This window comes from Kitasatospora sp. NPDC024654 (assembly GCF_055559155.1).
The window spans coordinates 80,047-97,784 of the sequence record NZ_JBVHLF010000002.1; the positions used below are offsets into that span (position 1 = coordinate 80,047).

Consider the following 17,738-nt stretch of genomic DNA (forward strand, 5'->3'; position numbering starts at 1 on the left):
CGGGTGGCGGGCACGGTGTGGCGTGCCGTCGGATCCCTTCCGGTGGGGCGGCCCCGGCGCCCATGGGCGAACGGGAGCGGGCCGGTGCACGAGATGTCGATCGCGACGGCCGTCGTGGCGCAGGTCGCCGCTGCCGCCGAGACCGGCGGGGCGACCGGTGTCGAGACGGTCCTGCTCCAGGTCGGCGAACTGGCCGGCGTGGTACCGGATTCGCTTGCCTTCTGCTTCGAACTCGCCTGCACCGGGACGGTGTTGGCTGGCGCGGAGCTGCGGACCGAGGCGGTGCCGGCACGCGCCCGGTGCACCGGCTGCGCGATGGAGTGGGCGGTCGGGATGCCCCCGGACCTGGGCTGCCCGGGCTGCGGTGGCGGGGCAGTCGAGCTGCTCTCCGGGCGCGAGTTGCAGATCCTCAGCGTGCGGTGGGCCGACGGCCCGGCGCACCTCCCGGCTCACCAGGAAGGCTGACCCATGTGCCGAGTCGTCGAACTCCAGCAGGCCGTGCTCGCCCAGAACGACTTCGCCGCAGGGGAGTTGCGCGCGAGGCTGACTGCCCGCGGCACCACCGTGGTGAACCTGCTGTCCAGTCCGGGCAGCGGCAAGACCGCTCTACTGGAGGCCGAGTTGGGGCTCGCCCGGGAGCGCGGGGTGCCGGTCGCCGCGCTCACCGCGGACCTGGCCACCGAGAACGACGCGACCCGGCTGGCCCGGGCGGGCGTGCCGGTCAAGCAGGTGCTCACCGACGGGCTGTGCCATCTGGAGGCCGAGATGCTGGGCCGGCACCTGGCGGGCTGGCTGCCCGAACCGACCCGGCTGTTGTTCGTGGAGAACGTCGGCAACCTGGTCTGCCCGGCCTCCTACGACCTGGGCGAGAGCCTGCGGGTGGTACTGGCCTCGGTCACCGAGGGTGAGGACAAGCCGCTGAAGTACCCGACGGCGTTCGGGCTGGCGCAGCTGGTGGTGGTGACCAAGGCCGATCTCGCGGCGGCGGTCGACTTCGACGAGGCGGCCTTCCTGGCCGCGGTCGCCCGGGTTAACCCGGGGGTCGAGGTGATCACCACCTCGACCCGGACCGGGCAGGGCGCCGGGGCGCTGCTGGACCGGGCCCTGGCGGTGCTGGAGGGTGCGCGGCCGCACCGGCCGGTGATGGCCCGGCAGTCCGCCGAGCGTGTGCACACACACGCACCTGCGGACGGGCATGTGCATGCACACGCACACGACCATACGGACGGGCATGTGCATGCACACGCACACGACCATGCGGACGGCCACGGGACCACGTCGGGCGAGCAGAGCCACGGACTGGCCCCCGCCGGAGGGCTTTCGTGACGGCTGAGCCGACAGCCCCCGCGGTGCTGCGCCGCCGGGTCGCGGTGCGCGGGCTGGTCCAGGGGGTGGGCTTTCGCCCGTTCGTCTACACGCTGGCCACCGAGCTCGGGCTCAGCGGCCATGTCAGCAACACCGGCGAGGGCGTGCTGGCCGAGGTGGAGGGCCACCCGGAGGCGGTCGCGGCGTTCTGTCGGCGGGTCGCCAGCGAGGCTCCGCCACTGGCCGAAGTCGGCTCGGTGGAGCACCAGTTGATGGCCGCGCTGGGCGGTCCCGGGTTCGCCATCCTGCCCTCCCGGGCCGAGGGTGCGAGCCGGCCGCCGATCCCGCCAGACGTCGCGACCTGCGCGGACTGCCTGGCCGAACTCGCCGACCCCGCCGACCGGCGGCACCGGCACCCGTTCATCACCTGTGTCAACTGCGGACCACGCTTCACCATCGTCACCGCGCTGCCCTACGATCGCGCGAACACCACGATGGCGCACTTCCCGATGTGTTCGGACTGCGCCCGCGAGTACGCGGATCCGACCGACCGGCGCTTCCACGCCCAGCCGATCTCCTGCCACGCCTGCGGCCCACGGCTCACCCTGGTGGTGCCGGGCCGGGCGGACCGCGGCGGCAGCGAGGCGGTGACGGCGGCACGCCGGATGCTGGCCACCGGCGCGGTGCTCGCCGTCAAGGGCGTCGGCGGGTACCACCTGGCCTGCGACGCCGGCGACCGGCACGCGGTGGCCCTGCTGCGACGGCGCAAGCTGCGCGGCGACAAGCCGTTCGCGCTGATGGTACGGGAGCCGGACGACGCCGAGCCGTTCGTCCGGCTCGACCGGACCGAGCGGGCACTGCTCACCGGTCCGGAGCGGCCGATCGTGCTGCTGCGGCGCCGACCGGGTGCCGCGCCGGTGGCCGAGGCGGTCGCCCCGGGCAGCCCGGACCTCGGCGTGATGCTGCCCTACACGCCCGTCCACCACCTGCTGCTCGGCCTGCCCGGCGACCCACCCGGACCCCGGCTGCTGGTGATGACCAGCGCCAACCGCTCCGGGGAGCCGATCGTCACCGATGACGCCGAGGCGCTGGAGCGGCTGGCACCACTGGTGGACGGCTGGCTGGCGCACGACCGGCCGATCCATGTGCCCTGCGACGACTCGGTGTTGGCGGTCTGCGACGGTCACCCGCTGCCGGTGCGCCGCTCGCGCGGCTACGCGCCGCGCCCGGTGCCGCTGCCGGTCGCCGTCCGACCCGCGCTCGCCGTCGGCGGGGACCTCAAGAACGCCTTCGCCCTGGCCGAGGGGCGGCAGGCCTGGCTCTCCGGCCACCTCGGAGACATGGACGACCTGGCCACCCTGCGCGCCTTCGACCGCGCGGTAGGGCAGTTGACCACGTTGACCGGGGTGCGACCCGAGCTCCTGGCCGCCGACCGGCATCCCGGCTACCGTTCCGGCCGCTGGGCCCGCGAGGGCGCCCTGGGCCGCCCGCTGCACCGGGTGCAACACCACCACGCCCACGTCGCCGCCGCGATGGCCGAGCACGGGCTGGACGGTCGGCGACGGGTGGTCGGAGTGGCCTTCGACGGCACCGGCTACGGCACCGACGGCGCGGTCTGGGGCGGCGAGGTGCTGCTCGCCGACTACGCCGGCTTCGAGCGCTTCGCCCAGCTGCGGTACGTCCAACTCCCGGGCGGAGAGGCGGCAGTGGCCCGACCCTACCGGATGGCGCTGGCCCAACTGCACGCCGCCGGGATCGACTGGGCGACCGACCTGCCCTGCGTCGCGGCCTGCCCTCCCGATGAACTCAACTTGCTGGAACGCCAGTTGGAACGTGGACTGAACTGCGCGCCGACCTCCAGTATGGGCCGGCTGTTCGACGCGGTCTCCTCACTGCTCGGCGTCTGCCACCGGGTCGGTTACGAGGCCCAGGCCGCAGTCGAGTTGGAGGCGGCCGCGGTAGCGCACGGCGCACTGCCCGGCTACGCGTTCGGGCTGACCGAGGGCGATCCGACCATCGGGCAGGCTGCGCTGCTGGCCGACCCGGTACCGGTGCTGGCCACGATCGTCGCGGACCTGCGGTCGGGGACCGCGCCCGGGCTGATCGCGGGGCGGTTCCACGGCGCGGTGACCGATCTGGTCCGCCGCCTGTGCGCCGAGGCACGCGGCCGGCACGGGCTGTCCGAGGTCGCGCTGACCGGCGGCGTGTTCGCCAACCGGCTGCTCTCCTCGGCCTGTTGGCGAGCACTGCGGGCGGACGGCTGCACCGTGCTGCGACACCACCTGGTGCCGCCCAACGACGGCGGGCTGGCGCTCGGCCAGCTGATGGTGGCGGCCCGCTCCGCCCGGACGTCCGACGGCACGCCGAGTGCCGCCGCCGTGGCAAGTCCCGTGCCGACCAGTTCCTGACCGGCCGTTCGAGCACCAATGACCCAGTTGCGAGGAGGACCCGATGTGCCTGGCAGTGCCCGGCAGAGTGATCGAGATCGAGGAGCGGGACGGAACCCGGATGGCCACCGTCGACTTCGGCGGCGTGGTCAAGGACGTGTGCCTGGAGTACCTGCCGGACCTGACGGTCGGTGAGTACGCCATCGTCCACGTCGGGTTCGCACTGCAGCGGCTGGACGAGGAGTCGGCTCGCAGGACGCTTGCCCTCTTCGAGGAACTCGGCCTGCTGCAGGAGGAGTTCGGTGATCCCTGGGAGGTGGCGGCCGGGGCGGGGCACCCGGTCGACGGCGCCCCGGCGAAGGAGGCCCGGTCGTGAAGTACCTGGAGGAGTTCCAGAACCCGGAGTTGGCCCGGCGGCTGCTCGACGACATCCGCGCCACGGTGACCAGGCCATGGGCGCTGATGGAGGTGTGCGGCGGCCAGACGCACACCATCATCCGCCATGGCATCGACCAACTCCTGCCGGATCAGATTGAGTTGATCCACGGACCGGGCTGCCCGGTGTGCGTCACCCCGCTGGAGGTGATCGACAAGGCACTGGCCATCGCGGCCCGGCCCGAGGTGATCTTCTGCTCGTTCGGCGACATGCTGCGAGTGCCCGGCACGGACCGCGACCTGTTCCGGGTGCGCGGCGAGGGCGGCGACGTCCGGGTGGTCTACTCGCCGCTGGACGCGCTGCGGATCGCCCAGCAGAACCCGGATCGCGAGGTGGTGTTCTTCGGGATCGGCTTCGAGACCACCGCGCCGCCCAACGCCATGACGGTGTACCAGGCCAGGAAGCTCGGCATCCGCAACTTCAGCCTGCTGGTGTCGCACGTCCGGGTGCCACCGGCGATCGAGGCGATCATGCAGTCGCCGGACTGCCGGGTGCAGGGCTTCCTGGCCGCCGGGCACGTGTGCAGCGTGATGGGTGTCGAGGAGTACCCGGCGCTGGCCGAGCGGTACCGGGTGCCGATCGTGGTCACCGGCTTCGAGCCGTTGGACATTCTGGAGGGGATCCGGCGGACCGTGGGCCAGTTGGAGCGCGGCGAGCACACCGTCGACAACGCGTACCCGCGCGCCGTCCGACCCGAGGGCAACCCGGCCGCCCGGGCCATGCTGGCGGACGTCTTCGAGGTCACCGACCGGGCCTGGCGCGGCATCGGGGTGATCCCGCAGAGCGGCTGGCGGCTGTCGCCGCGCTACCGCGACCACGACGCCGAGCACCGTTTCGAGGTCACCGGGATCAACGCCTGCGAGCCCGCCCAGTGCCGCAGCGGCGAGGTGCTGCAGGGCCTGCTCAAGCCGCACGAGTGCGAGGCCTTCGGCACCAGTTGCACTCCCCGCACCCCGCTCGGCGCCACCATGGTGTCCAGTGAGGGCGCCTGCGCCGCGTACTACCTCTACCGCCGGCTCGGTGTGCCGGCCGTCCCGTTGGAGGCGAGCCCCGTTGGCTGAGACCACGATCCTGCCCACCGCCCCGGACTTCTCCGGCTGGAGCTGCCCGCTGCCGCTGCGTGACCACCCACGGGTGGTGATGGGTCACGGCGGCGGCGGGGCGATGTCCGCCGAGCTGGTCGAGCACGTCTTCGCGCCGGCCTTCGGCGGTCACACCCTGGCCGGCCTCGGCGACTCCGCCACGGTCACCCTCGGCGGGGCCCGACTCGCCTTCTCCACCGACTCGTTCGTGGTCCGGCCGCTCTTCTTCCCCGGCGGCAGCATCGGTGACCTGGCGGTCAACGGCACGGTCAACGACCTCGCCATGAGCGGCGCCAGGGCGGCCTTCCTGTCCTGCGGGTTCATCCTGGAGGAGGGCGTCGAGATGGCCGTGGTCGCCCGGGTCGCGCAGGCGCTCGGTGCGGCGGCCAGGACCGCCGGGGTGGAGGTGGTGACCGGTGACACCAAGGTGGTGGAGGCCGGCCGCGGCGACGGCATCTACCTCAACACCGCCGGGATCGGACTGATCCCGGCCGGGGTGGACATCCGCCCGCAGCGGGCCGTGCCGGGCGATGTGGTGATCGTCAGCGGTGACATCGGCGTGCACGGGGTCGCGGTGATGAGCGTGCGCGAGGGTCTGGAGTTCGGGGTCGAGATCAGCAGCGACTGCGCGGCGCTCGGCGGGCTGGTGGAGACGATGCTCGCGGTCACGCCCGACCTGCACGTGCTGCGCGACCCCACCCGCGGCGGACTGGGCGCCGCGCTCAACGAGATCGCGACGGCGGCCGGGGTCGGGGTCGTGGTGTGGGAGCGCACCATCCCGGTGCCGCCCCAGGTCGCGGGCGCCTGCGCGTTCCTCGGCCTGGATCCGATGTATGTCGCGAACGAGGGCAAGCTGGTCGCCTTCGTGCCGCGCGAGTGGGCGGACCTGGTGCTGGCCGCGATGCACACCCATCCGCTGGGCGCGGGGGCGGCGGTGATCGGCGAGTGCGTGGCGGAGCATCCGGGCATGGTGGTGGCCCGGACCACGCTCGGCGGGACCCGGGTGGTGGACCTGCCGCTGGGCGAGCAACTGCCGCGGATCTGCTGACCGTTCGGTCCCGGTGGGCCGCCACCCGCCGGGACCGGGGGAAGTCCGGTGGTGGCGGCGCGGGGCGCGGACCGGCCCGAGCGGGTCGTGGCACACCAGCACGATCCGCGCCGGTCCGACCCGCCCGCCAGGGCCTCGACTTCAGCGCGCGCCCCGGGCCTCGGCGCGGATGCCGTCGAGCAGGGCGCGGGCGGCGGGCTGGGGTTCGCTGCCGGCAGCGGTGGCGACGGCGACCGTGCGGGCCAGCGGCGGATGGGTCGGGACGGCGCGCAGCCTGCTCGGCTCGGTGGACAGCACGCTGCGCGGTACCAGCGCGACGCCGAGCCCGTGCGCGACCAGGTCGAGCAGGGTGGGCATGTGCTCGACGTGGCAGGTGATGTTCCGGCGCAGGCCGGCCCGTGCGCAGGCCTCGTCGATCAGTGCCCGCAGGCCGGAGTGCTCGCGGAAGTCGACGAACGGCCAGCGGGCCAGCTCGGCCAGCGCCACCGAGGTGCGGTCCGCCAGCGGGTGGGCGGGGGTGAGCACCAGCAGGATCTCCTCACGGGCCAGCGGCAGCAGGTCGACACCCGGCAGCGACTCCTCCCCCGCGTCGGCGACCACCGCGAGGTCGTACGTTCCCCGGCGCACGGCCGCCACCAGGTCCCGCGAATCGCCCTGGACCAGCCGCAGCTCGACGGCCGGGTGCGCGGCGTGGAAGCGGGCCAGCACGGCCGGCAGGTCGACGGCGTTCACGGTCTGGATCACGCCGACGGTGACCCGGCCGCGCAGCAGGCCGCCGACCGCCTCGACGGCCTGCCGGGCCCGCCGCACGCTACGCAGCGTCTCCCGGGCGAGCGGCAACAGGGCGCGGCCCGCCTCGCTCAGCTCCACCCGCCGCGTGGTGCGCACCAGCAGGGTCTGGCCCAGGTCGTGCTCCAGCGCCTGGATCGAGGCGGAGAGGCTGGACTGCGCGAGGTGCAGGCGCTGGGCGGCCCGGGTGAACTGCCGCTCCTCGGCCAGCGTGACGAAGTGTTCCAGCTGGCGCAGTTCCATTGATCGTTCCTGTCGATGACGGCGATCGGAATTCTCCGTTGGACTAGATAAGTATGCCCGGCAGATGCTGAGGCTGTTGAACGGAGAGCACGACGGAGGGCGGCACCATGAGCGACGGTCGGACGGCCACGGCGGACGGGGAGGCGACGGCGCGGACGGCGCGCGCGGCGGGCGTGGCAACCACGACGGCCGCGACAGGTGCGGCGGCCCCGGCGCCCGGGCGGCGGGCGGGCGTGGTGCCGGTGCTGGCGGCGCTCACCTTCGCCAGCGGGATGCTGGACGCCGCGAGCTACCTCGGGCTCGGGCACGTCTTCACCGCGAACATGACCGGGAACGTGGTGATCCTCGGCTTCGCCGCCGCGGGCGCACCCGGGTTCTCGGCCGCGGCCTCGGCGGTCTCGCTGGCCGCGTTCCTGCTCGGCGCCGGCGGCGGCGGGCGACTGGCGTCGCGGCACGCGGACCGACCGCGGCACTGGGTGCTGACGGCGGTGCTGGTCGAGGTGGTGGCGCTGGCGGTGGCGGCCGTGCTGGGGGCGGCGGCGGGGATCCGGGTCGGCGACTGGACCGGGTACACCGTGACGGCCGTACTGGCGATGGCCATGGGCTGCCGCAACGCGACCGTGCGCCGGCTCGCCGTGCCGGACCTCACCACCACCGTGCTGACCCTGACCCTGACCGGACTGGCGGCCGACGTGCGGCCCGGCGGGCAGGACCGACGACAGGCCGTTCGCCGGGCCGGCGCGGCGGCGCTGATGCTGGCGGGGGCTGCCACCGGCACCTGGCTGCTGCGGACCTTCGGGCTGCCCGGCTGCCTCGGGGTGACCGCGGTGTGGGCGCTGGGCAGCGCGTCGCTGCTCCGCGCCCGTCGCGCGACGATCTGAGCCGGCGGCGTCAGCGACAGCTCCGAGGGAACTGCTCCGGCTCGTGCCGGACGATCTCCAGCGCGGCGACATCCTTTGGCCGTCCAGCACCTCCGTGCGGGCCGGGGCGCGGCAGGCCCGGCGGACGCGGTCGGCCCCCGCGAGGAGCGCCCGCCCGAAACGCCCGGCCGGGGCGAGGGAGGGCCTGCCACCGAACGGGCGTCGTGCTCGGCGGGCGGGCAAGCCGCCGCGCCATCACTCCCCCAGCTCGCAGCGCGTCGAGACCCCGGGAGACCTGGCTGCGACCGAGCATTGGCGCCGTTGCCCGGCGCCGAGGCCGAGCCGTCATGCTTCCGGCGGGAATGGTTGCGTGTGCGCACACACACAAATGTGCTAGTGTGTGCACACACACGCAAAATGCTGGAGAGGAACCCCGCATGTCCACCAACAAGGTTGTCCTGATCACCGGCACCTCCTCCGGAATCGGCCTGGCCACCGCCATCGCCGCCGCCCGGGCCGGCTTCCGCACGGTGGCCACCCTGCGCGACCCCGCCCGGGCCGGCGCCCTGCGCGAGGCGGCCGACGAGGCGGGCGTCGAGCTGGACGTCCGCGCCCTCGACGTCACCGACACCGCCTCCGTCGCCTCCTGCGTCGAGGGCGTGCTCGCCGACCACGGCCGGCTGGACGCGGTGGTCAACAACGCCGGCGCCGGGCACGTCGGGACCATCGAGAACGGGACCGTCGAGGACGTCCGCCAGGTCATGGAGGTCAACTTCTTCGGCGTGGTGCAGGTGACCAAGGCGGCCCTGCCGCACCTGCGGGAGGTCGGCGGGCGGGTCGTGACGGTGAGCAGCGTGGGCGGCGTGATCGGACAGCCGTTCAACGAGGCCTACTGCGCCGCCAAGTTCGCCGTCGAGGGGTTCCTGGAGAGCCTCGCGCCGGTCGCCGGTGCGGTCGGGGTGGGCGTGCACGTGGTCGAGCCCGGCGCCGTGGCCAGCGAGTTCGTCAGCAACGTGGGCATCGACCAGGAACGCGCGGTCGCCGCCGCCGGGCCGTACGGACCGGCCCTGGCGGGCTACCTGGCCCGCACCAACGAGGCGTTCGCCAACGCCGCCCAGTCCCCGGCGGAGGCCGCCGAGGTCGTGCTCGCCGCGCTCACCGAGCCCCAGCCGCCGTTCCGGCTGCAGACCTCGGCCGCGGCGCGCGGGTTCGCCGGCGTCAAGCTCTCCGACCTGGACGGCTCGGCCGTCCAGCGCCTCACCGGGACCTGGATCGCCTGACCCACCCGGACGGAACACGGAAGGGCCGGAACGCGGAAGGGCCGGAACGCGGGAGGGCCGGAACGAGAAGCCGGGCAGGCTCAGGAGGAGGTGATCCGGGCGATCATGAAGATCAGGACCGCCACCACCAGCAGCGCGATCAAGGCCATCGGGATCCAGCTCGGCCAGGCGTTGTGCAGCTCCGGCGGCTCGGGGATCGAGATGCCGTGGGTGGTGCTGGCCTCCCCCTCCGGTGTCTCGGTCGGCGGCACACCGGGCGGTCGGGCGGGCTTGGCCGGGGTCACCTGCTCGGGCCGGGCCGGTGCCGCCTGCTCGGGCCGTGCGGCGGGGTCGGTGGGGGTCATGGCTGCCTCCGAGGACGAGGAGTGGCCGTTCCCGCGAGCGCGGCGACCGTCCGGATCGCCGACTTCCGATGCCCGCCCGCAGGGCTGACACACCCACTGTCGCGCGCCGGGGCCCGACGGTCCAGCGGTGGCCGCCCACCCTGGTCCGCCGATCGGGGCTCGTGTCATCATGTGATGACATCGCTTGATGACTTGGCAGGAGGGGGCCCCGTGGAAACGGCCTTGAAGGGTTCGTTGTGGCGGCAGCGGGCGCTGGTGCCGGTGCTGGTGTACCTGGGCATGGTCGTGGCGGTGATCAGCAGCCTCGGCGCGCCGCTGGTCCCGACCATCGCGACCGTCGACCACGTCTCGCTGTCCGACGCGCAGTGGTCGCTGACCATCGCGCTGCTGGTGGGAGCCGTGGCCACGCCCGCCATGGGTAGGCTCGGGGACGGCCCGCACCGGCGGCCGGTGATCCTCGGCGCGACCGCGGTGGTGGTGACGGGCAGCGTGCTCGCCGCCCTGCCGCTGGGCTTCGGCTGCCTGGTCACCGGCCGGGCGATGCAGGGTGTCGGGCTCGGCCTGACCTCGCTGGCCATCGCCACCGCCCGCGACGCGCTGCCCGCGGAGCGCTCGCGACCGGCCGTCGCGCTGCTCTCGATCACCACGGTGGCCGGGGTCGGCCTCGGCTACCCGCTCACCGGGCTGATCGCCGAGTCCTTCGGGGTGCACGCCGCCTTCGGCTTCGGTGCCGTGATCAGCGCGACCGCGCTGCTCGCGGTCGCGCTGGTGCTGCCGTCCACCGCCGACCGGCCGGCCCGCCCGCTGGACGCGCTCGGCGCGCTGCTGCTGGGCGTGGCGCTGGCCGGACTGCTGCTGGTGCTCAGCGAGGGCGGCGACTGGGGCTGGACCTCGCCGCGGCTGCTCGGCGTGGCCGCCGGCTCGCTGGTGCTGCTGGTCTGGTGGACCGTGCACGAGCTGCGCACCGCGCACCCGCTGGTCGACCTCCGGCTGGTTCGGCACCGGGTGGTGCTGACCGCGGACGTCAGCGGCCTGATCGCCGGCGTCGGGATGTACCTGCTGCTCTCACTGGTCACCCGGTTCGTGCAGACACCGACCGCCGCCGGGTACGGCTTCGGCGCCTCGGTCGTGGTCTCCGGACTGGTCCTGCTGCCCTTCTCGGTCGCCAGCGTCGTCTCCAGCAAGGTGGTGCCGCTGCTGATCCGGCTGACCTCCTCGCGGGTGGTGCTGCCGCTGGGCTGCGCGGTGTCGCTGCTCTCGGTGGCGGGCTTCGCGGTGGCACGCGGCAGCCTCTGGGAGCTGTTCGTGGTGATGGGGATCGCCGGGCTCGGAGTAGGCTGTACGTTCGCCGTGATGCCCGGACTGATCGTCAGCTCGGTGCCGGCGCGGGAGACCGGCAGCGCCATAAGCTTCAACCAGGTGCTGCGGCTGATCGGCTACTCGATGGGGAGCGCGCTCAGCGCGGCCGTGCTCCAGGCGCACACCGCCCCCGGACAGGTTCTGCCGTCCGACGGCGGCTACCGCACTGCCGCGCTGTTCGGCTGTGCGGCGTGGGTGGTCGCCGCGGTGGTGACCATCGTCCTGCCGTCGCGCAGTGCCGCGACGGTCGAGGTGGCGAGCGGGACGGTACGGCTGCCGGCGCAGGCCGGCGGGACGGAGCGGGAGCGGATGGCCGAGCTGAACGGCCCGGTGCGGGACGCCGGGAGCGGCGGATGACCGACGAACGGCCGGCGGCCGAGCAGTCGCCACCCGAGGCCGCCGCGGCACCCGCCCGGCGGCGCGACGCCGCCCGCAGCCGTGAGCTGCTGCTCCGGGCCGCGCTCGAACTCTTCGCCGAGCGCGGTTTCGACCGGACCACCACCCGGGAGATCGGCGAACGGGCCGGGGTCGACCCGGCGCTGATCGCCCGTTACTTCGGTGGCAAGACGCAGCTCTACATCGCGACCATGCACGAGGAGCTCGGCGCGGCGCTGCCCGCCGACCTGCTGGACACCGAGCGGCTGCGCGGCCTGCTCACCCGGGTGAGCCGGCGCGGACCGGGGCCGGTCTTCCGGTCCGCGGTGCTGCCGCACGACGACCCGGGCGTCCAGGAGGCCGCCCGGGTCCAGCTGCACCGGCGGCTGGTCACCCCGCTGCGCGAGCACCTGGTCGAAGCGGGGGCGGACCGACCGCAGCTGCGCGCGGAGCTGGCGGCGGCGGCCTTCACCGGCATCGTGCTGGCCCGCGGCGGGAACGCCTTCGGCGAGCTGGCGGCGGCCGACCCGGAGGAGCTGGTCGACCTGATCCACCCGCTGCTGGGCGCCCTGCTGCCCGAGGAGCCCGAGGAGTAGCAGCCCGGCTCAGGCCAGTTCCCCGCGTTGCTCGAACTCGTGCTGCTCCTCCAGGCGCACCGCCTCCGCCACCGCCGGACCGCCCATCGCCATCCGGACCGCGACGTAGTAGACGACCAGCGAGAAGATGATCACGACCACCAGGTCCCACCACTCGGGAATGGTCGAGGCGCCGCCGTACCGGCCGAGTTCGCCGAGCACGACCAGGCCGCCGAGCCACGGCCAGACCCAGGCCGAGGCCCGCCACTGCAGGTTCCGCCGCTCGGCCTCCGGCTGGGCGAGCCGGGTGCCGCCGAAGAGCAGCAGGCCGAAGACCAGGCTGAGGCCGAGCTTCCAGTCCGCCTGGTAGCCGGACCAGTAGATGATCAGATCGGCCGCGACGAAGGCCAGTGGCGAGAGCACCTTCCAGGCCGGCAGCCGGTACGGGCGTGGCCGGTCCCCGTCTCTCAGCCGCAGGGCGTGCAGCGCGGGCGGGGCGAAGGCGTACATCAGCGCCGTCGCCGAGGTGACCAGACCGACCAGCGACTGCCAGCTCGGGAACGGCAGGAAGGAGATCTCACCGATCACGAAGGAGATCAGGACCGAGGTGATCGGGATGCCGCGCCGGTCGATCCGGGCGGTCGCCTTCGGGATCGCCCCCTCGTGGCCCATCGCGTAGGAGATCCGGGAGGCGGTCGCCACGTAGATCAGACCGGTGCCGGCCGGCGAGATCACCGCGTCGAGGTAGAGGACGGTCGCCAGCCAGCCGGCCCCGGCGGCGGTGGCCAGCGTGGCGTACGGCCCGAAGTCGCCCTTGCCGACCGGGTTGGCCCAGCCGTGGGCGATGTTGGCCGGCGCGATCGCCCCGATGAACGCGACCTCCAGCAGCAGGTAGACGACCGCGCCGATGGCCATCGCGGCGATCACCGCGCGCGAGAGGTCGCGCTGCGGGTTGCGGGCCTCGCCCGCCATCTGGATCGCCTGCTCGAAGCCCTGCAGGGCGAAGACCACACCGGCCGGCAGTGCGGCGAACACGCCGTGCGCGCCGTACGGGGCGAAGCCGCCGCCCCCGGTGAAGTTGCCGCTGTGGAAGGTGAGGGTCATCAGCACCACCACGGTCAGTAGCGGCACCAGGGTCTTCCAGATCACCGTGATGGAGTTGGTGTCGGCCAGCAGCTTCACGCCGGCCATGTTGATGATCGTGAAGAGCAGCATGAAGCCGCTGGCGATCAGGATGCCCAACCCGGTGAGCGTGCCGTCGGGGTGCAGGATCGTCACATTGTCCCGCACCCAACCGATGTGGGAGGTGTACGAGAGGGTCGCCTCGACCTCGATCGGCGCGATGGTGACGGCCTGGACCCAGCCCATCCAGCCGGCCGCGAAGCCGGCCAGCGGGCCGAAGGCGAAGAACGGGAAGCGGGCGGTACCGCCCGCCACCGGATAGGCCGCGCCCAACTCGGCGTGTACCAGGGCGAGAACGGCGAGGATCGCGGCGGCCAGGATCCAGGAGATCAGCGATGCCGGACCGGCGACGGTCGCCGCGGTCAGCGCGCCCAACAGCCAACCCGAACCGATGATCGAGCCTAGCGAGACGAAGAGCAGTCCCCAGAATCCGACTGCCCGGTTCAACCGTCCCGAGGTACTGGAACCGGTTGGTCCGCTGAGCGTGGTAGCCATGCATCTCACCTTCGCTCGCCGCACCCCGCCGGCCGGTCGCCGCCAGGTCGGACCGGACCGGGTAGGCCGATCCAGGTTATTCCTATGGAACGACTGGTACGCCTGGCCCGCAAGACCATGGGACGCAGAAGAAACGGGTGGGGCCAGTGTGACAAAACCAGCGGGACGTCAGGGGCTGCCGCGCCATATGTGACGAGTGGGACGGGTGGGATGGGCGAGCGAGCCGGGGTCCTGAGCCACCGTCGCGGGACGGCGAGCCGGACGGCCGACATCAGCCCGCGGTACCGCCCGGTCGACGCCCGAGCGCGTCCGCCAGCGCGGTCAGCAGTGCCAGCAGAACGAAGCCGACCGCCACCGCCATCCCCGCCTGGAACGCCCCCGCCCAGTCCTCGCCGTGCTCGGTGACCCAGGGGAAGAAGACCGATCCGACCGCCGCGATCCCGGCCGCCGAGCCGATCCGCTGGGCGGTCTGCAGCACCCCGGCCGCGCTGCCCGCACGGATCACCGGGACGTCGCCCAGGGTCAGCGTCTGGTTCGGTGCGACCACCAGCCCGCTGCCGATCCCGGCCAGCAGCAGCGGCCCCGCGGTCAACCAGCCGATCGCGGGCCCCGACCAGAGGTGGACGGCTGCCGCGGCCAGCAGCAGCCCCAGCTCGACCAGCAGCAGTCCCCCGGTCACCAGCGGGCGCCCCATCCGCTGCACCAGCCGGCCACCGACCGCGGCCGCGGTGCCCGAGCCCAGCGCGAACGGCGTGATCGCCAGCCCTGCCCCCAGCGCGCTGTAGCCGAGCCCGCTCTGCAGGTAGAGCGTGAAGATGAAGAAGATCGCGGTGAAGCCGGCGAAGTAGAGCAGGGAGACCAGGGTGCCCAGCGAGTAGGAGCGTTGTTCGAAGAGGTCCATGCTGACCAGCGGCTCCCGGGTGCGGCCGTAGTGGCGCTCCCAGCCGGTGAAGGCGGCCAGCAGCGCCGCCGCGACGGGCAGCAGCAGCCACTTGGTCCAGCCGTGCCACTGCTGCTCCTGCACGAACGGGAGCAGCAGCAGGACGGTGCCGAGGCCGAGCAGCAACACGCCCACCGGGTCGAAGTCGCGGCGCGGCCGGGCGGTGAGCGGCGTCGCGCCGGCCGGCCGGACGGACGGGTCCGGTACGGCGGGCGCCCTGGCCAGCGCCGGGCCGGGCAGCAGCCGGAGCGCCAGCGGCAGCGTCAGCAACCCGATCGGCAGGTTGACGTAGAAGACCCAGCGCCACCCCTCCGCGGCGCCGAACCCCTCGATCAGCAGGCCGCCCAGCAGCGGCCCGACCGCCATCGAGAGCCCGATGGTGGCTCCCAGCATCCCGAACGCCCGGCCGCGCTCGGGCCCCTGGAACAGCTGTTGGATGAAGCCGGCCACCTGCGGCACCAGCAGCCCGCCGGCCAGTCCCTGGGCGAGCCGGGCGACGACCAGCCAGGCCTCGCTCTGCGCGGCACCGGCCAGCGCGCTGGTCGCGGTGAAGAGCGCCAGTCCGCTGATGAAGACCGCCCGGCGGCTGTGCGCGTCGCCGAGCCGTCCGGCCGGGACGAGCACCAGGCCGAAGGCGAGCGCGTAGCCGGAGAGCACCCACTGCAGCCCGCTCTCGGACATCCGCAGCCCGCTGCGGATCGAGGGGAGCGCGACGTTGACGATGCTCACGTCCAGGAGCGTCATGAAACCGCCGACCAGGCAGACCACCAGCGCCGGCCAGCGATGGCCGGCGGCCCCGGTGGCCCGGTCGCCCAGTTCCGGACGCGGGCGCAGGACGCTCATCCGCCGCTCCGACCGTGCCGGAGCGGCGGGGCACACCGCGTCCCCTCGGCCCTGGCGGCCGCTGCCGCCTCGGTGCCCGTCATCGCCCGGCTCCTCCCGTTCGCAGAGTCGATCGCCCGTGGCGGATCGCAGAGGTGGTTCCGCGGGGCTGTCCCGCAGAGGTGAATCACTACCCGCGGCCGGGCGTGGCGATGTCCGCTTTCACCCGGATCGCCCCTGCTCCGCCTCGGACGGTCGGCGGCCACCGGGGAGGCCGGCTGGGCCGATCGGGGGAACCGGGAGCCGGCCACCGGCCGAGCGGGCGGGGCGCCCCCGTCGGGCGTCACCGCTCCGGGCCGAGCTCCCGGGAGTGCCGGCCATCGCGCCCGGTGGATGCCTCAACTCACCAGCACCATCGGCTGGTTGGGGATCGTCGCGGATTCGGCGAAAGTCCGCCCAGAGTGCTGACCACGCATCAGGTCGATGGCCGAACGGAAAATCTGACGCGGTGTCGACCGGGTGCTTTTCACCCGTCGGCGCGGGTCGCGTCACCCCTGCGGCGCGTAACAGAACCCGGCGTGCTGTCGATTATCAGGATGGTGCTTGCCGCGCGGCCATCCTCCAACCCCCACAACCGTTCCTGAAGCGCGGCCGAGCCGAGTCATGCCCATCTTTCGTGAGAGGCCACTCGTGTCGCCCAGCCCATCCCCCGCACTTCCGCAGCGGATCAGCGAGTCCGCCTCCCTGGTGGCGCTCATCGAGCGCGGCAGGGCCGAAGGACACATCACCGGTGACGAGGTGCGCGACGCCTTCGAGGCCGACCGCATCCCCACCGCCGAATGGAAGGACGTCCTCGGCAGCCTCAACCAGATCCTCGACGCCGCGGGGGTCGTCCTGACCGTCCGGGCCGGCCGGGAGGCCGACGGCCCCGGCCTGCAACGCACCCGTCGAGGCGTCAGAAAGACCGTAATGACGCGGTCCAGCACTGTCAACAGCGGGAACGCGAGCGGCTCGGACGCCGCCGCCGAGCCCGTCGAGTCCGTTCCGGGCGGCCCGGCGGCGGCCGAGGAGGGCCCCGGCGAGGAGGGGCCCACCGAGAGCGAGCTGGCCGAGGCGGTGGCGGACGCCGCGGACACCTTCACGCTCTCCGACGACGAGGACGACGCGCCCAAGCAGCAGGTCACCACGCCCGGCGCGAGCACGGACGCGGTCAAGGACTACCTCAAGCAGATCGGCCGGGTCGCCCTGCTCACCGCCGAGCAGGAGGTCACCCTGGCCCGCCGGATCGAGGCCGGCCTGTTCGCCCAGGAGAAGCTGACGACCGAGCCGCGGCTCGGTCCGGAGCTGCGACACGAGCTGGAGATCATCGCCGAGGACGGGCTGCGCGCCAAGAACCACCTGCTGGAGGCCAACCTGCGGCTGGTGGTCTCGGTGGCGAAACGTTACACCGGCCGTGGACTGCTCTTCCTCGACCTGATCCAGGAGGGCAACCTGGGACTGGTCCGGGCGGTGGAGAAGTTCGACTACTCCAAGGGGTTCAAGTTCTCGACGTACGCGACCTGGTGGATCCGGCAGGCGATCACCCGGGCGATGGCCGACCAGTCGCGGACCATCCGGATCCCGGTGCACATGGTCGAGGTGATCAACAAGCTGGCCCGGGTCCAGCGCCACCTGCTGCAGACCCTGGGCCGCGAGGCCACCCCCGCCGAGCTGGGCCGCGAGCTCGACCTCAGCCCGGAGAAGGTGGTCGAGATCCAGCGCTACAGCCGCGAGCCGATCTCGCTGCACACTCCGCTCGGGGAGGAGGGGGACAGCGAGTTCGGCGACCTGATCGAGGACACCGAGGCGGTCGTCCCGGCCGAGGCGGTCAGCTTCACCCTGCTGCACGAGCAGCTGCAGGTGGTGCTGGAGACGCTGGCCGAGCGCGAGGCCGGGGTGATCTCGATGCGCTTCGGACTGATCGACGGCCAGCCGCGCACGCTGGACGAGATCGGCCAGGTCTACGGGGTCACTCGGGAGCGGATCCGGCAGATCGAGTCGAAGACGATGTCCAAGCTGCGCCACCCCTCGCGCTCCCGGGTGCTGCGGGACTACCTGGACTGAGCGTGAGCGGCGGAGGGGGGGGGGGGGGGGGGGGGGGGGGGGGGGGGGGGGGGGGGGGGGGGGGGGGGGGGGGGGGGGGGGGGGGGGGGGGGGGGGGGGTGGGTTATACTGGG

15 protein-coding genes are annotated in these 17,738 nt (G+C 73.5%); 11 read left to right on the forward strand and 4 right to left on the reverse strand.

Annotated elements, in window-relative coordinates; genetic code table 11:
* Nucleotides 1–84 precede the first annotated feature (84 nt).
* Genes hypA through hypE form a run of 6 tightly spaced genes read left to right on the forward strand, consistent with a single transcriptional unit; the run spans nt 85 to nt 6,258 of the window.
* Nucleotides 85–465, forward strand: a complete 381-nt coding sequence (gene hypA / locus ACZ38L_RS01620) for a hydrogenase maturation nickel metallochaperone HypA (protein ID WP_465688165.1) — start codon at nt 85–87, stop codon at nt 463–465.
* A gap of 3 nt (nt 466–468) precedes the next feature.
* Complete coding sequence (hypB, locus tag ACZ38L_RS01625) at nt 469–1,326, forward strand: hydrogenase nickel incorporation protein HypB (RefSeq protein WP_465688167.1); 858 nt, start codon at nt 469–471, stop codon at nt 1,324–1,326.
* Nucleotides 1,323–3,713, forward strand: coding sequence for a carbamoyltransferase HypF (gene hypF, locus ACZ38L_RS01630; protein ID WP_465688169.1), 2,391 nt, complete (start codon nt 1,323–1,325; stop codon nt 3,711–3,713). Before hypB ends, hypF begins: the two co-directional genes overlap by 4 nt.
* 43 nt (nt 3,714–3,756) lie before the next feature.
* Entirely contained in the window at nt 3,757–4,068 is a 312-nt protein-coding gene (locus tag ACZ38L_RS01635; protein ID WP_465688171.1) for a HypC/HybG/HupF family hydrogenase formation chaperone, read from the forward strand.
* Nucleotides 4,065–5,189, forward strand: a complete 1,125-nt coding sequence (gene hypD, locus ACZ38L_RS01640; protein ID WP_465688173.1) for a hydrogenase formation protein HypD — start codon at nt 4,065–4,067, stop codon at nt 5,187–5,189. Before ACZ38L_RS01635 ends, hypD begins: the two co-directional genes overlap by 4 nt.
* The gene (gene hypE / locus ACZ38L_RS01645) at nt 5,182–6,258 is read left to right on the forward strand and encodes a hydrogenase expression/formation protein HypE (RefSeq protein WP_465688175.1); all 1,077 of its coding nucleotides are present in this window, start codon (nt 5,182–5,184) and stop codon (nt 6,256–6,258) included. Before hypD ends, hypE begins: the two co-directional genes overlap by 8 nt.
* Nucleotides 6,259–6,399: 141 nt before the next feature.
* On the opposite strand, the gene ACZ38L_RS01650 is transcribed toward hypE, so the two are convergent.
* A complete protein-coding gene (locus ACZ38L_RS01650) occupies nt 6,400–7,290 on the reverse strand; it encodes a LysR family transcriptional regulator (RefSeq protein WP_465688177.1) in 891 nt (296 codons plus the stop codon).
* 107 nt (nt 7,291–7,397) lie between these two features.
* Here ACZ38L_RS01650 and ACZ38L_RS01655 point away from each other — a divergent pair, with 107 nt between their 5' ends.
* The gene (locus tag ACZ38L_RS01655; RefSeq protein WP_465688179.1) at nt 7,398–8,171 is read left to right on the forward strand and encodes a YoaK family protein; all 774 of its coding nucleotides are present in this window, start codon (nt 7,398–7,400) and stop codon (nt 8,169–8,171) included.
* Nucleotides 8,172–8,512: 341 nt separating this feature from the next.
* Nucleotides 8,513–9,430, forward strand: coding sequence for an SDR family NAD(P)-dependent oxidoreductase (locus tag ACZ38L_RS01660; RefSeq protein ID WP_465688181.1), 918 nt, complete (start codon nt 8,513–8,515; stop codon nt 9,428–9,430).
* Nucleotides 9,431–9,510: 80 nt separating this feature from the next.
* On the opposite strand, the gene ACZ38L_RS01665 is transcribed toward ACZ38L_RS01660, so the two are convergent.
* Entirely contained in the window at nt 9,511–9,774 is a 264-nt protein-coding gene (locus ACZ38L_RS01665) for a DUF6480 family protein (RefSeq protein ID WP_465688183.1), read from the reverse strand.
* 210 nt (nt 9,775–9,984) lie between these two features.
* Between ACZ38L_RS01665 and ACZ38L_RS01670 the strand changes: the two genes are divergently transcribed.
* Both ACZ38L_RS01670 and ACZ38L_RS01675 read left to right on the forward strand, forming a co-directional pair.
* The gene (locus tag ACZ38L_RS01670; protein ID WP_465688185.1) at nt 9,985–11,490 is read left to right on the forward strand and encodes an MFS transporter; all 1,506 of its coding nucleotides are present in this window, start codon (nt 9,985–9,987) and stop codon (nt 11,488–11,490) included.
* Nucleotides 11,487–12,104, forward strand: coding sequence for a TetR/AcrR family transcriptional regulator (locus ACZ38L_RS01675; RefSeq protein WP_465688187.1), 618 nt, complete (start codon nt 11,487–11,489; stop codon nt 12,102–12,104). Before ACZ38L_RS01670 ends, ACZ38L_RS01675 begins: the two co-directional genes overlap by 4 nt.
* A gap of 9 nt (nt 12,105–12,113) precedes the next feature.
* On the opposite strand, the gene ACZ38L_RS01680 is transcribed toward ACZ38L_RS01675, so the two are convergent.
* Both ACZ38L_RS01680 and ACZ38L_RS01685 read right to left on the reverse strand, forming a co-directional pair.
* Nucleotides 12,114–13,760 (reverse strand): APC family permease, encoded by a 1,647-nt coding sequence (locus ACZ38L_RS01680; RefSeq protein ID WP_465688189.1) that lies wholly within the window; start codon nt 13,758–13,760, stop codon nt 12,114–12,116.
* Between the two features lie 271 nt (nt 13,761–14,031).
* Nucleotides 14,032–15,543, reverse strand: coding sequence for an MFS transporter (locus ACZ38L_RS01685; protein WP_465688191.1), 1,512 nt, complete (start codon nt 15,541–15,543; stop codon nt 14,032–14,034).
* 669 nt (nt 15,544–16,212) lie between these two features.
* Here ACZ38L_RS01685 and ACZ38L_RS01690 point away from each other — a divergent pair.
* On the forward strand, nt 16,213–17,625 hold the full coding sequence (locus ACZ38L_RS01690) for an RNA polymerase sigma factor (protein WP_465688193.1): 1,413 nt from the start codon (nt 16,213–16,215) through the stop codon (nt 17,623–17,625).
* Nucleotides 17,626–17,738 lie beyond the last annotated feature (113 nt).

What these genes read in the sequence shown, in the direction of transcription:
- ACZ38L_RS01655 (WP_465688179.1), top strand. Translation starts at nt 7,398, where the DNA reads ATGAGCGACGGTCGGACGGCCACGGCGGACGGGGAGGCGACGGCGCGG.
- ACZ38L_RS01675 (WP_465688187.1), top strand. Translation starts at nt 11,487, where the DNA reads ATGACCGACGAACGGCCGGCGGCCGAGCAGTCGCCACCCGAGGCCGCC.
- hypB (WP_465688167.1), top strand. Translation starts at nt 469, where the DNA reads ATGTGCCGAGTCGTCGAACTCCAGCAGGCCGTGCTCGCCCAGAACGAC.
- ACZ38L_RS01685 (WP_465688191.1), bottom strand. Translation starts at nt 15,543, where the DNA reads ATGAGCGTCCTGCGCCCGCGTCCGGAACTGGGCGACCGGGCCACCGGG.
- ACZ38L_RS01665 (WP_465688183.1), bottom strand. Translation starts at nt 9,774, where the DNA reads ATGACCCCCACCGACCCCGCCGCACGGCCCGAGCAGGCGGCACCGGCC.
- ACZ38L_RS01660 (WP_465688181.1), top strand. Translation starts at nt 8,513, where the DNA reads ATGGTTGCGTGTGCGCACACACACAAATGTGCTAGTGTGTGCACACAC.
- ACZ38L_RS01680 (WP_465688189.1), bottom strand. Translation starts at nt 13,760, where the DNA reads ATGGCTACCACGCTCAGCGGACCAACCGGTTCCAGTACCTCGGGACGG.
- ACZ38L_RS01650 (WP_465688177.1), bottom strand. Translation starts at nt 7,290, where the DNA reads ATGGAACTGCGCCAGCTGGAACACTTCGTCACGCTGGCCGAGGAGCGG.
- ACZ38L_RS01635 (WP_465688171.1), top strand. Translation starts at nt 3,757, where the DNA reads ATGTGCCTGGCAGTGCCCGGCAGAGTGATCGAGATCGAGGAGCGGGAC.